Genomic DNA, 14,061 nt, shown 5'->3' on the forward strand with positions numbered 1-14,061 from the left:
TATCGGAATTCCTATGCCAACGCCAGAATTGGGAGGTTTGGATTCGCTTCTTTCTACCGTACAAATGCCATCTGGCGTCCCCGTTTCTACCATGGGTATTGGAAAGGCAGGGGCAATTAACGCCGCAATACTGGCAATACAGATATTAAGTGTTGCGAATCCGGCTTTGAGGCAAAAAATAGTTATGTATAAAAAGCAACTCTCTAATGCTGTTTCCAGGAAAGATCAGGGGTTGAGGGCAAAGCTGGGTCTGGAGTAGTTGTCATGTTCCATGAAAGTATTATGAAGAATAAAGATTTATAAAAAACTTAAACTATAAATAGTAACCCGGCGGTTATTTCAGTAATTTTGCTTGGTAATTAAACAGATAATTTGCTAAAATTAATGCTGTAGTGATTTCTAATATGTAATTGTTGCATATTAGTGCGTTTGGTATTCAGTATCTGAGGCTTTGTTTCTTTGATGAAGATCCATTTTCGCAGAGTATGAGGAAGGTATATGAAAATTGCGATATCAGGGAAGGGAGGGGTGGGAAAAACGACTTTCGTTGCGGCATTGGCGAAGGTGTTTAAAGAAGCCGGAAAGAAAGTCATTGCCATTGATGCTGATCCGGTATCTAACCTGGCGGTGACGCTTGGTTTTATGAAGGGGTCTGAAATAATCCCCATCAGCCAGATGAAGGACTTGATAAAAGAACGTACGGGCGCATCAGATGAGTATGGTAAATTTTTTAAATTAAACCCCACTGTTTCTGATTTACCGGAAAAACTTTCTCTGGAACATGAGGGCATCAAGCTAATGGTATTGGGCGCCATAAAGCATGGTGGCAGCGGATGCGCCTGCCCGGAAAGTGCGTTTTTGAGAACACTGCTTAGCCATTTGATAGTGCAAAGAGACGAGGTCGTCCTTGTAGATATGGAAGCAGGCGTGGAACATTTGGGGCGGGCCACCGTAAAAGCCGTAGATGTATTGATCGTAATAGTAGAACCTGGTTCTAAAAGTATACAAACGGCGTTTCAGGTAAAAAAACTGGCTGAAGATATCGGTCTTACCTCTGTTTATGCGGTGGGTAATAAAGTAGCTTCCGAAGAGCATAAGGCTTTCATTCAAAATGGACTTGATGGTATTCCCCTTTTGGGGTTTATTTCATATGATGAGAAAATACTCGAATCTGATATTAAGGGAATAGCCGCTTTCGCGGAAAACAACAAATTGTTAGAAGAAATCTGCCAAATTAAAAACAAGTTAGAGGAGATTGTTAAAGAGAAGTAAAAAAAGTAGTGTTCTTTTAACTTGATTTCAATATATGAACAATTATAATTAATGTTTCTATCTTCTTTATCAGGGAGATGAAATAGATAGTAGGCGTTTCTTCGGCAACTTCTCAATAAGTTGAGAAGTTAGGCCCTTTGCATACATTTACTAGGGCCTGACGGTAATTTTTCACAAATAAAATATTGGAGGATGTGTCATGGAAGATAAACAAAAGACAACAGACCAAATAATGCTTGATAAAATGCGTGAATCGAAGATTGAGACTATGTATGACAGATACAAGGCTCAGCAGCCGCAATGCGGCTATGGAAGCCTTGCTCTATGTTGCAGACATTGCAACTACGGACCATGCAATATAGATCCGTTTGGCCCTGGTCCTAAAAGAGGCATTTGCGGTGCAGATGCAAATACTTTTGCCGCAAGGCATTTCCTTCGTATGAGTGCTGCGGGAACTGCGTGCCATTCTGATCATGGACGTGCGGTTGCCCATCTTTTAGTTGCAACGGCAAGGGGCGAGGCCCCCGGTTACCGCATAAAAGATGTAGAAAAACTTAAAATGATTGCCGAGTGTTTTGATATTAAAACCAAGGACAGGGAAATAAACGAAATTGCCGAAGAAGTTGGAGAGATGGCATTAATGGAGTTCGGAAAACCTTACGGAACGCTTTTGTTTCTCAAACGTGCCCCTGCGGCACGCCAAAAGATATGGGAAAAATTAGGAATTGCATCCAGGGCTATTGACCGGGAGGTCACAGAAAGCATGCACCGTACCGGCATGGGTGGAGACCAGGATTACAGGAATCTTACAAAGCAGGCGATGCGTGTATCTCTTGCAGATGGCTGGGGCGGTAGTATGATTGCCACCGAACTTCAGGACATTCTGTTTGGAACTCCTAAGCCGGTACAGGGAAGAGCAAACCTTGGCGTGTTGAAGAAGGATTACGTAAATATCGTTGTTCACGGACACGAGCCTCAGCTTGCGGAAGCAATTGTTATGGCTTCCACTGGCCCCGATATCGAAAAAGCAGTGGCGGCAGTGGGCGCAAAAGGCATTGTGATTGCCGGTCTCTGTTGTACCGCAAACGAGCTTCTTGTTCGGCATGGCATCCCAATGGCGGGACACATGACGATGCAGGAGGGGGCAATGGCAACCGGGGTTGTGGAGGTGATGGTTGTTGATATCCAATGCGTAATGCAGGCGCTTGCGGAAACGGCAAAACATTTCCACACAAAGCTCGTCACTACATTATCCAAAGCAAAAATCTCCGGTGCGGAACACGTTGAATTTGAAGATGAAAATGCATTGGAGTCCGCCAAAAAAATAATCCTTATGGCCATCGGTAATTACAAAAATCGTGATAAAAAAAAGGTGTTTATCCCGGACGCTTCCGAACCTAACCTTATTGCAGGATTTAGCCATGAAACAATTAAATATATGCTTGGGGGAAGGTTTAGGGCAAGTTACCGGCCTTTAAATGATAATATCATCAACGGAAGGATCCGGGGCGTTGTTGGGATTGCAGGCTGTACAAGCCCGAAAGCCGGAGAATGCACACAATCGTATGTTGATTTGGCGAAGGAACTCATTGCAAACAATATCCTGGTTGTTGCAACCGGTTGTGCAGCAGGACAATGCGCCTCCGGCGGTCTGATGCTCCCCGAATTAAAAGATCAGTGCGGGGCGGGATTAAAAGAGGTTTGCGAGGCGGTCGGCATACCACCAGTCCTGCATTCCGGCGCCTGTGTGGATAACAGCCGCATTCTTATTGCCTGTTCTGAAATGGCAAAAGAGGGCGGCCTGGGGAATGATATCAGCGACCTCCCCGTAGCAGGGGCATGTCTGGAGTGGATGAGCGAAAAGGCTATCGCTATCGGGCAGTTTTTGGTAGCTTCCGGAATTTATACTGTATTCGGTATGAATTCCCCGGTTGCCGGTGCGCCTGACTTGCAGAACCTGCTCACAAAGGAATTGGAAGAACAGGTAGGCGCAAGATGGGATTTCCAGCAGGATATAAAGAAAATCGGCAAGATGTTGATGGACCATATCGAAATGAAAAGAGAGGCTCTTGGTATAAACGTAAAGAAAGAAAGGAAGCTTTACGATATGGCGGAACGAAGAGCGTTGGAGCAGGAATGTAAACCTGCCGGGCATCATTAAAAAAAAAATGGATTAAAGGGGCGTTGTTCTATGTCAAAGATAATTTGTTCTGCCGCAATACGCGGAGCATATCAGATCGTGGATAAGGCGGATAAAAAACTTACCGAAGCAATTGAACAAAAAGGGAGAGATTGTAAAGTCGAATTTCCTAATACCGCGTATTATCTGCCTATCATATATGCCATGACGGGTATTCCCGTTAAAACACTGGAAGATTGTGTTCACATAATAGGTATGGCAAGGAGCATGCTGCCTCCGCTGCCTGCGGAAAAACACTGGGTTCCTTATTTGGGACATACGCTGGATGCCGGCATGGCGACTCTCTTTGCTGAAGAAGTCTACGAGGTTTGCAAATACCTGATAGGGCCTCCGCCTGTTGATGGAATTTGGCTGGGCGCCGCGGACGATATTATTATGCGTGAAAGAGGAATTGAGTTTGTGGACGGCACTGCGCCTGGATTTGCCGCAATTGTAGGCTGCGCTCCCGACGCCGATACCGCAGTGAAAATCGCAAGGGAACTTCAGGAAAAGAATCTGTATGTATTCATGCAATCGGACAATTTAGGAATTTCGTTTGCCGAACAACTGGAAGAAAAAGGGGTACAAATGGGATGGGACACACGTCTGGTGCCTTTTGGAAAAGAAACATCCGCTGCCGTGTATTCGCTGGGATTTGCAAACAGGGCAGCCCTTTCATTCGGAAACGTACCTCCGGGTGAGGCGCGCAGGAATCTCCTTTATAATAAAAACCGCATTTTTGCCTTTGTTCTGGCGCTGGGAACTGCAGTGACTGATGAACAATATGCAAATGCCGCCGGGGCTATCAACTATGGCTTCCCGACTATCACCAATATTGACATACCTGAAATTTTGCCTACGGGAGTCTGCACCTATGAACACGTAGTATCAAGGGTGCCTGTTGATAAAATTGTGGATAGATGCATCGAGGTGCGAGGGCTTAAGATTTCCATCCACAAGGTCGATATTCCGGTAGCATACGGGCCGGCCTTCGAGGGGGAGCGCATCAGAAAAGATGACATGCAGATAGAAATTGGTGGACCTGGTGTGCCCGCCTTTGAATTTGTTTGCACAAAGGAAGCAGATGAAGTGGAAGACGGCAAAATACAGGTAATAGGGCCGGATCTCGACGATATGCCACAAGGGCCAGGCGTATCTATCGGTATTGTTGCAGAGGTTACAGGCAGAAAGATGCAACCTGATTTTGAACCCATTTTTGAACGTCAGATGCATCGTTTTCTTGGTGAGGCGCAGGGTATTTTCCATATGGGACAGAGGGATATTATTCGGCACCGTATAAGCAAAGACGCATTTAAGGCCGGTTTGCGGCTGAAACATATCGGGAAAATCATTCATGCTAAATTTCACGGAGAATTTGGTGCCATTATTGATAAGGTACAGGTAACCCTGTATACAAAAAAAGAAGACGTGGAAGGGAAATTAAAAGAGGTACGCGCCGCATTTGCAGAGCGTGATGCGCGGTTAGGGGATATGACGGATGATTCTGTAAATCTCTTTTACAGTTGTACGCTTTGCCAGAGTTTTGCGCCATCACATGTCTGTATTGTTACCCCTGAACGGTCTGGTTTGTGCGGTTCCGTGAGCTGGCTTGACGGGAAAGCGGGTTATGAAATAAACCCAACAGGTCCCAACCAGCCCATAGAAAAAAGAAAGGTGATTGACGACAGACTGGGTCAGTGGGACGGCACAAACGAATTTTTATATAGCAGTTCTAATCGGGCGCTGGAAAAGGTCAGTTTATACAGCATTATGACTGATCCTATGACAAGCTGCGGATGCTTCGAATGTATTTCTGCAATGCTGCCCATGGCAAATGGGATTATGGTGGTAGACCGTGATTTTACGGAAATGACCCCAAGCGGCATGAAGTTTTCCACAATGGCAGGCACTGTAGGCGGTGGTCTCCAAACTCCGGGGTTTATGGGGCACAGCAAATTTTATTTGGGAAGCAAAAAGTTTATTTCCGCCGACGGGGGTTTGGCAAGGGTAGTGTGGATGCCGAAGGCATTAAAAGAAGAACTTTCGGAACAGCTTGAAAAGGCGTCAAAAGAAATGGATTTGGAGAATTTTCTGGATAAAATAGCCGATGAGACTGTAGCCCAGACGGAAGAAGAAGTAGTGGAATATATGCAAAAAATAAACCACCCTGCCTTATCCATGGATCCAATGTTCTGAGAACCCCCCATCTTTGCAGAGACGCATTACATGCGTCTGGAAACTGCTAATTAACAAACCCGTTCCTAGCCCCTCACAATAGGGACATGTCTGATTCCCCTCCAGGGAAGGGTTAGGGATGGGTAAAAATGAATGCCGTTGGGCTTTGTCTTTTAAAAACCCAGCCTATTTAAAGCATATCCCGGTGGATTCAGGTTTGCAATTCATGCGTTTATTTGGATAATGGGGCTATGCACTGCGGCTCGCTGTTTTATTTAAAAAACCGCCTAAAGCCTGAACCTGCGAATGTAGTTTACAGCAATTTTATTATTCAACAGAGAGTGGAATTAAATTATTTTTTACAGGATTTTATCGTGGAGTGAATGTATGATTTTTGAAATGCCATTTTTAAACACCAGGGGTGATAGCGAAGAGGAGAAAGAAGAGAAAGAAGAAAAAAAACGTGGCGGTGGAGATTTAATTGCAAGATTGCTTAAGACACGCACGATTATTGTTACGGATGAAGTAAATAAAAAAATGGCAGAGAGGGTCATAACGCAACTATTACTTCTCGAGGCGGATAATGACGAAGATATCAGGGTATTCATTAATTCTCCGGGCGGAGATGCCGACGCGGGTTTTGCGATGTACGACATGCTGCGTTTTGTTAAACCGAAAATTAAGGCTATTTGCTCGGGGGTAGTTGCCAGTGCGGCGGTCATTATTCTTTTAGGAGCAAAAAAAGAGGATCGGTATAGTTTGCCAAGTTCGCGCATACTTATCCATCAACCTTCCACCGGTATTCATGGAACTGCATCGGATCTTCAAATCGAGGCAACCGAAATACTGAAATGCAGGGAAAAAATGAATCGTATGATTTCCGTAGAAACCGGTCAACCGATAGGGAAAGTAGAGACAGACACAAAGAGGAATTTTTGGATGTCTGCCGAAGAAGCTTGTCAGTATGGTTTGGTCAATAAAATTATATCCTCCAGCGATGACTTAAAAGTATAAAGATAGAGTGCCTTAATCAGTAATTTCATGGCATCTTTTGGCAAAATATTTGTACGAATCCTCTACCTTACCTCCTCCAGAAGGGAGGAGAATGTTCCCCGCTGGCGGGGGGTGCAGTCTGGAAGTTGTTTCGTTTCGGCTATGTCTGTTTAGGCAGGATAATTGTAACTATTCAGCGTAAACATTACACGACTCCCGGCGGGTTCAGGTTTGTAACCCAATGTCATTAAGTTAAGCAACCTGCCAGAAAAGTTCCCCTTAATAAAGGGGGAAAAGGGGGTTGTTTTTAATAAAATAATTCTTAATACCTTAGTTATTTGAAAAATCCAAGGGGATATAAAAAACAATGTAGCCCCTTTAGGGGCGGTCTGTTTGTAGCGCAATAAAATTCAACAGGTAAATAGCTCCGTAGGAGCGGCCTGTATATGATTGACAGGAAGACAGGCCGCTCCTGACGGAACTAATATCTGTTATGGTATCCTATCTACTATAAACAGGTTGCTCCTACGGAGCTTATCGGTAATACGTTTTTTTTTTAAACCAAAGTGTTACAATAATTCTTAACTTAATGACATTGGTTTGTAACCTGAACCCGCGAATGTAGTTTCCATCGCCATTACGTTCCCAAACAGATACTTCACTATGTTCAGTACAAGGTTTGAGAACGAGTTGTGCTTCGGTAGTTTAATAGATTACGCTGAATAGTTACGGATAATTACTTGATATTTTAAATAATCATGTATAGAATATTTACCCCTTTTCCTTATATATTACATAATGGCAAAGGGGTATTTTTTTTATATAAAAAAAATTGCTAACTTCTTTATCGAAAGGATGTTGACGAATGGCTTTAACCGGACTGGATATTTATAAGCTGCTTCCAAAAACAAATTGCAAAAAATGTGGGAGGCCTACGTGCCTTGCCTTTGCCATGCAACTGGCGCAAAAGAAGGCAAATCTCTCGGATTGCCCTGACGTAAGTGAAGAGGCTAAAAATACGTTAGGCGCCGCTTCGGCTCCCCCGATAAAACTGGTAACCATTGGAGCAAACGGCAAAAAGGTGCAGGTAGGCGAAGAAAACGTCCTATTCCGGCATGATGAAAAATTTTATCATCCCACCGGCATAGGGATTACTATTTGTGACGATTTGAGCAATGAAGCATTCGATGAACGCCTGAAAAAAATTAACAATATGAAGGTTTCAAGGGTTGGCACTGAGATCGAAATTGATCTGATAACACTCATTAATAAAAGCAATACGCCGGAAAAATTTGCCGATGCAGCAAAAAAAATAAGCGAAGGTTCCCACCATTGTATTATATTAAGCAGCACCTCCGTAGATAATATGAAATCTGCCCTCGCTAATTGCGCGGAGAAAAGACCCTTGCTGCACGGAGCAAATGCGCAAAATTGTGCATCGATGGCGGCATTAGCGGTAGAAAATAAATGCCCGATGACGGTGACCGCCCCTACTCTTGAAGAGCTTGCAGGCCTTGCCGAATGCGCAAAAAAAGCAGGCGTGGAAGAGATTGTCCTTGATGTGAGCGGTGATAATCCCAGGGATGTATTGCAAAAATTAACAAAAATAAGACGCGCAGCCCTTAAGAAAAACTTTCGTGCCATCGGATACCCCGCCATTACGCTTGTTTCAGAAGAAGACCCGTTCATGGAAATTTCGTTAGCCGCAACATATGTGGCGAAATACGCTGGCATTGTGGTGGTGGATCATTGTGAACCATGGGGCATTATGCCGTTGCTTACCGTCAGAACAAATTTATATACCGACCCGCAAAAGCCAATACAGGTCGAACCAAAGCTGTATGGTATAGGCGATGTGAAAGAAGATTCACCGGTTATCTTCACTACCAATTTCTCTCTTACTTATTATACCGTATTAGGAGAGGTTGAGGCGAGTCGTGTTCCCGCATACATACTGTCCGTTGATACGGGAGGCACTTCGGTGCTGACCGCTTATTCGGGCGACAAGTTAAATGATAAAACGGTAGCAAAGGCCATGGAGGCTGCACAGGTGGCCTCTAAGGTGAAACACAAGAAGTTGATTATTCCCGGGCTTGTTGCTGCAATGTCTGGAAAATTGCAGGAAACCCTTGGGTGGGAAATACTTGTAGGACCTAGAGAAGCCTCAGGAATACCCTCTTACCTGAAGACCGAGTGGCATAATTAGAGGTTCGAGGTTCGATTTACGCTTTAAAATTCCAAATTGTAAATCATAAATTAATAAAAAAAGGAAACCACATATTTCACTGACTTCGTCGTGAGCTCAGTCGAACGATTACACAGATCAAAAAAATCTAAAATCTAAAATCGTTCATCCAAGATGTTCAGTATCAATATACCGTACTAAATTTTTTAGAAAATCATATACTTTTGGCTATAAAAAGCCGTGGAAATAGCATGGAAGATTCACACTATACAATACATTTTCTCCCTAATGATATAACTGTTGAAATAGAACCGGGAAAGACGGTGCTTGATGCCTCATACAAAGGCGATCTCTTTATTAATGCCTTGTGCGGAGGGGATGGCACCTGCGGCAAATGTAAGGTAATTCTTCAGTCCGGGAAAACACAAAGGCGGCCTTCCTCCCATATTTCTGTAGAAGAAGCAGAAAAAGGATATGTGCTTGCATGCAAAACATTAATAGATGATAACCTTGAAGTATTTATTCCCGAAGAGTCACGGCTGGACAAGAGCCGGATACTGGTAGGGGATAATATGCTGTTTTCCGGTTCTCAGGCGGCCATTAATCCGGGAGTAGAACAGTTTAAACATGCCCCGTTGATAAATAAGATATATCTTGAATTGCCGCGTCCAACCATGGACGACAACATGGCGGATTATGAAAGGCTCTGCCAGGGCATTTCCTCGGAAACAACTATTTCTGCGGAAAAATTATCCATACACCTCGCTGTTTTAAAGCAATTGCCGGCGCTGCTAAGAAGCAGCGACTGGAAGATAACAGTAACCCTGGCAAACAGATGCCCATTATTTGAAATAATCGAGGTGCAGCCGGGTGACGTAAGCGCAAACAATTATGGGATAGCTGTTGACATTGGAACAACAACAGTAGTAGCACATCTGATTAATTTGTCCACAACGGAAACCATTGACGCCGAAGCCACCTATAATTCACAGATCAAGTACGGTGACGATTACATCCAGAGAATTATGTATGCTGCCCAAAATAATGCGATGGAAATGATGCACGAAATGCTGACAGAGGATGTTAACCACCTCATATCCACGCTGGTGAAAAGGAATACCCTGAATATCCACAATGTCAATGCCGTCGTTTGCGCAGGCAATACGGTAATGACTCATTTTCTCATGGGCCTTGACCCGACTAATATAAGAAAGGAACCGTATCTTCCTGTTGTCAATATTATTGCGCCAATAAGGGCAAGTGAAATCGACGTCAGGATTAACAGTCATGGCCTGCTTTACACGCTGCCCTGCGTTGGGGCTTATGTCGGCGGAGACATATCTGCCGGCGTTTTATCCATAAGATTGGATAAGGCGGAGGCATTATCACTGCTGATAGATATCGGCACTAATGGTGAAATTGTGCTGGGAAACAAGGACTGGCTTGTATGCTGTTCCGCGTCCGCCGGCCCGTCTTTTGAAGGCAGCGGAATTTCCTGTGGTATGCGTGCAGCAAAAGGCGCCATTGAAAAAATAACCATTACACCGGACTTTGACGTAATGTACAAAACAATCGGTGACGCCCCTCCCTCCGGAATTTGCGGCTCCGGGTTATTGGAATGCCTGGCAAATCTGGTAAGAAGCGGCGTCATTGACCGGACGGGGAATTTTCAAAAAGGGATAAAAACGGAAAGATTACGGTCTACGGATAACGGACAGGAATTTCTCCTTGTAGACAGGAAAGAAACGGCAAAAAAGAAAGACATCATTATTACGCAGGCGGATATACAGAACCTTATCCGGTCCAAAGCGGCTATTTATTCCGCGATTTCCACCTTACTGGAATCTATGGGAATGGACGTGGAAAGTATCGAACAGGTGTACCTCGCCGGCGGGTTCGGAAGCTATCTGGATGCGAAAAGTGCCGTTACCATTGGCATGCTCCCTGATATTGAGATCGCAAAAGTACATTTTGTCGGTAACACTTCAATAATCGGTGCGAAAATGACCTTATTCTCCGCGGAGGCCCACGAAGTTGCAAAAGAAATCGGTACGAAAATGACCTATATTGATCTGATGAGCAACAATAAATACATGGAAGAATATGTATCGGCAAACTTTCTTCCTCACACGAATATTGAAAAATTCCCCTCCGTGGCAGAAGAATTAATGGTGAGTAAAAAATAAAGGAGATCCATATCATGGCATATAACATTGCAGTTGCAGGAAAAGGTGGTACGGGGAAGTCTACTATCTCCGCGCTTATCATACGATACATCACCGAAGAATTAAAAAAGACCGTTTCAGCAATTGACGCGGACCCTAACTCTTCCCTGGGACCATTGCTTGGTCTGCACATCGACAGCACTGTTGCGGACATACGGGAAGATATTATTGAAAAAAAAGCGGAGTTTCCTGCGGGCATGTCGAAGGACAGATACATAGAATATTGTATCGAGGAATCGATTGTCGAAAGAGACAAATTTGACCTTTTGACCATGGGCAGGCCCGAGGGGCCAAAATGCTATTGTTATGTTAACAATCTCCTGCGAAAATATCTTGATAAAGTAGGAACTACCTATCCTTTTGTTGTGCTGGACAACGAGGCGGGGATGGAACATCTTTCACGCAGGACAACAAATAATATTGATTTTCTGATGATCGTCGGCGAACCTACTATTGTAGGTGCCTTGACCATGCAGCGTATCATTAAACTGGCAGAATCCCTACCAATAACGATTAAGGAAAAATTTTGCGTGTTAAACCGCGTGCCTGAAGAGGGTATTCATGAAAATATGCAGCAGAAACTGGATAGCCTGGGGATTAAAGTTTCTGCCATATTCCCATTCGATCAGGAAATATACAATTCTGCGGCTTGTGGAGTCTCCGTCTTTGAAATCTCACGGGAGAGTAAATTTTATCGGAAATTGGGAGATTTTTTACGGCAACATTTGCCCGCAACCGTGCTTTAAAAAGGCGCTGCCGGCAAAATATGATTTTATCATTTGTAGGGTGGATTAAGGCGCGGCCTTTTCGCGACGAATCCACCAATAATAACGAAAAAGGTGGATTCGCTGTTGCTTAATCCACCCTACTCGTGAGAACATAATTTAGATTTACAAGGTACGTTAGACCTGGATAAGTAGGAGAACGATTCATGGAAATACCAAATGTAGCTGAAAAATGGACAAGTAGCGTAAACGAAATTACCATCGGAGCAACAAAAGAAGAGGGGGGAACAAGAGAAAAAACGGTTACTATCGGCGGCTCAAAATGCATTCCTTTTATGGATTTTGACGGCAGCAAGGGACACAAACCGGTAATTGCAATGGATGTTTACGATATATCGCCCGACGACTGGCCTGAAACGTTAAAAAAACCTTTTGCGGACGTCCTGGACAACCCCGCACAATGGGCAAAAAAGTGCGTAGAGTATGGAGCGGACTTAATCTGTTTGAAACTGGAAGGCATCCATCCGGATAAAGGAAACAAATCTGCGGCAGAAACCGTGGACGTCGCAAAGTCTATCCTTGCCGCCGTCGGAGTTCCCTTAATCATCTGGGGTTGCGAACATGATGAAAAAGATAATGAGATTTTGCCAAAGGTGAGCCAGGCATTAAAAGGAGAAAATTGCCTGATAGGGGTAGTAACTCAGGATAATTACAAAACGCTTACCGTTACCTGTCTTGCGGACGGGCATAGCATTATAACACTCTCGCCGGTAGATATTAATATTGCGAAACAGGTAAACATCCTTGTCTCTGAAATGGATTTTCCACTCAAGCGCATCGTCATGTTCCAGACAACGGGCGCATTGGGATACGGTATGGAATACACGTATTCTATACAAGAGCGTGAAAGAATCGCCGCCTTAACCGGAGATAAATTAATGGCAATGCCGGTAATTTGTGACGTTGGCCATGAAGCATGGCGGGCAAAAGAAGCAAAATCCGACGATAAAGATGCTCCTCAATGGGGGCCACGTGAGGAAAGAGGCCCCATGTGGGAAACGATTACCGCAACAAGCCTTTTGCAGTCCGGGGTTGATATTATCCGCATGAATCACCCGAAGGCCGTAGCCGCAGTGAAAAAATGTATTGACCGTTTATACTAAAATTACGATTTTAAAAAGGGGAAAACATTCGATGATTTCTATCGGCGAACGTATTAATGGTATGTTTAAAGACGTGAGGGAGAGTATTAAAAATAAAGATCCGAAAGCGATACAGGAACTGGCAAAAAAGCAGACGGAAGCAGGTGCCACGTATCTGGATGTGAATGTGGGGCCTGCTGCAACTGACCCGGTAGACGCCATGAAATGGCTGATTGAGGTTATTCAGGATACCGTAAAAACTCCTATTGCCATTGACAGTCAAAAGTGGGACATAGTGGAAGCCGGTTTGTCGGTAGTAAAAAATGATGTATTAATCAATTCAACAAAGAGCGATCCGGAAGAACTGGATAAATACATGGGCATAGCAAAGGACTATAACGCCTCTTTAATATGCCTTACCATGGATAAACACGGCATTCCGCAGGACGTGGAGAAGCGTATGGAATTTGTAATGCAGATTGTAGAGAAGGCCGTTGAACATAATTTTCCCATGGAAAAAATCCTGATTGACCCGGTATTGTTTCCCATCAATGTAGACCAGAAACAACCAGCACTCATGTTTGATATTTTCAGCCAAATACAAATGATCTCAGACCCGGCGCCTCAGAGGAACGTGGGATTGAGCAATTTTTCTCAGGGTACAAAAGAAAAAAAACTTCTTGCCCGCACCTTCCTGACTATGGGAATCGCATATGGGTTAAATGCCGCACTGATGGACGTCCTTGATAATGACCTGATGGATGCTGCAATTACAGCAGAGATTATTATGAACAAAAATGTTTACAGCGATTCCTACCTTACCGCATTCAGGAAATAGTAGGGTGGTACGATTTGGGATTTGTACCTCGTACCTCCAGACGGGTTCGGGTTTGCAGCATTACTGTCAGTAGGGGGATTTTAGCCATTTTAAATACATAGAGCGCTATTCGCCAAATAAACTATGGGTTCAGGTTGCAAACCAATGTCATTAAGTTAAGAATTATTGTAACACTTTGGTTTTTAAAAAAAGCGTATTGCCGATAAGCTCCGTAGGAGCAACCTGTTTGTAGATAGGATACCATAACAGATCGTAGAGACAGGTTTGAAACCTGTCTCTATAATCAGGAGCGGCCTGTCTTCCTGTCAATCATATACAGGCCGCTCC

At 44.0% G+C, this 14,061-nt stretch carries 10 protein-coding genes; all 10 read left to right on the forward strand.

Translation table 11 applies throughout. From position 1 onward, the window contains the following. Positions 1-259: AIR carboxylase family protein (locus M5U24_RS17250; protein ID WP_298203129.1), on the forward strand; the 259-nt coding region annotated here is incomplete at its 5' end. A gap of 239 nt (positions 260-498) precedes the next feature. Next, positions 499-1,272 (forward strand): AAA family ATPase, encoded by a 774-nt coding sequence (locus tag M5U24_RS17255; protein WP_099324594.1) that lies wholly within the window; start codon positions 499-501, stop codon positions 1,270-1,272. Between the two features lie 199 nt (positions 1,273-1,471). Next, positions 1,472-3,433 carry an anaerobic carbon-monoxide dehydrogenase catalytic subunit gene (gene cooS, locus M5U24_RS17260; protein ID WP_099324593.1) on the forward strand — a complete coding sequence of 654 codons (1,962 nt, stop codon included), beginning with the start codon at positions 1,472-1,474 and terminating at the stop codon, positions 3,431-3,433. A 30-nt stretch (positions 3,434-3,463) separates the two neighbouring features. Then, positions 3,464-5,647, forward strand: a complete 2,184-nt coding sequence (acsB, locus tag M5U24_RS17265) for an acetyl-CoA decarbonylase/synthase complex subunit alpha/beta (RefSeq protein ID WP_099324592.1) — start codon at positions 3,464-3,466, stop codon at positions 5,645-5,647. Positions 5,648-6,013: 366 nt separating this feature from the next. Then, entirely contained in the window at positions 6,014-6,640 is a 627-nt protein-coding gene (locus M5U24_RS17270) for an ATP-dependent Clp protease proteolytic subunit (protein ID WP_099324591.1), read from the forward strand. Positions 6,641-7,484: 844 nt separating this feature from the next. Beyond that, the gene (acsC, locus tag M5U24_RS17275) at positions 7,485-8,825 is read left to right on the forward strand and encodes an acetyl-CoA decarbonylase/synthase complex subunit gamma (RefSeq protein ID WP_298203132.1); all 1,341 of its coding nucleotides are present in this window, start codon (positions 7,485-7,487) and stop codon (positions 8,823-8,825) included. 230 nt (positions 8,826-9,055) lie between these two features. Next, a complete protein-coding gene (locus M5U24_RS17280; protein ID WP_099324589.1) occupies positions 9,056-10,990 on the forward strand; it encodes an ASKHA domain-containing protein in 1,935 nt (644 codons plus the stop codon). 14 nt (positions 10,991-11,004) lie between these two features. Then, entirely contained in the window at positions 11,005-11,775 is a 771-nt protein-coding gene (locus tag M5U24_RS17285; protein WP_099324588.1) for a carbon monoxide dehydrogenase accessory protein CooC, read from the forward strand. 185 nt (positions 11,776-11,960) lie between these two features. Continuing rightward, on the forward strand, positions 11,961-12,917 hold the full coding sequence (locus M5U24_RS17290; protein WP_099324587.1) for an acetyl-CoA decarbonylase/synthase complex subunit delta: 957 nt from the start codon (positions 11,961-11,963) through the stop codon (positions 12,915-12,917). A gap of 31 nt (positions 12,918-12,948) precedes the next feature. Beyond that, on the forward strand, positions 12,949-13,734 hold the full coding sequence (locus tag M5U24_RS17295; RefSeq protein WP_099324586.1) for a dihydropteroate synthase: 786 nt from the start codon (positions 12,949-12,951) through the stop codon (positions 13,732-13,734). Positions 13,735-14,061 lie beyond the last annotated feature (327 nt).

This window comes from Candidatus Kuenenia sp., from assembly GCF_027493735.1.
GTDB classification, from domain to species: domain Bacteria; phylum Planctomycetota; class Brocadiia; order Brocadiales; family Brocadiaceae; genus Kuenenia; species Kuenenia stuttgartiensis_A.

Excerpts from the sequence above, each read along its gene's own strand:
- M5U24_RS17255 (WP_099324594.1), top strand. The coding sequence starts at position 499 with ATGAAAATTGCGATATCAGGGAAGGGAGGGGTGGGAAAAACGACTTTC.
- cooS (WP_099324593.1), top strand. The coding sequence starts at position 1,472 with ATGGAAGATAAACAAAAGACAACAGACCAAATAATGCTTGATAAAATG.
- acsB (WP_099324592.1), top strand. The coding sequence starts at position 3,464 with ATGTCAAAGATAATTTGTTCTGCCGCAATACGCGGAGCATATCAGATC.
- M5U24_RS17270 (WP_099324591.1), top strand. The coding sequence starts at position 6,014 with ATGATTTTTGAAATGCCATTTTTAAACACCAGGGGTGATAGCGAAGAG.
- acsC (WP_298203132.1), top strand. The coding sequence starts at position 7,485 with ATGGCTTTAACCGGACTGGATATTTATAAGCTGCTTCCAAAAACAAAT.
- M5U24_RS17280 (WP_099324589.1), top strand. The coding sequence starts at position 9,056 with ATGGAAGATTCACACTATACAATACATTTTCTCCCTAATGATATAACT.
- M5U24_RS17285 (WP_099324588.1), top strand. The coding sequence starts at position 11,005 with ATGGCATATAACATTGCAGTTGCAGGAAAAGGTGGTACGGGGAAGTCT.
- M5U24_RS17290 (WP_099324587.1), top strand. The coding sequence starts at position 11,961 with ATGGAAATACCAAATGTAGCTGAAAAATGGACAAGTAGCGTAAACGAA.
- M5U24_RS17295 (WP_099324586.1), top strand. The coding sequence starts at position 12,949 with ATGATTTCTATCGGCGAACGTATTAATGGTATGTTTAAAGACGTGAGG.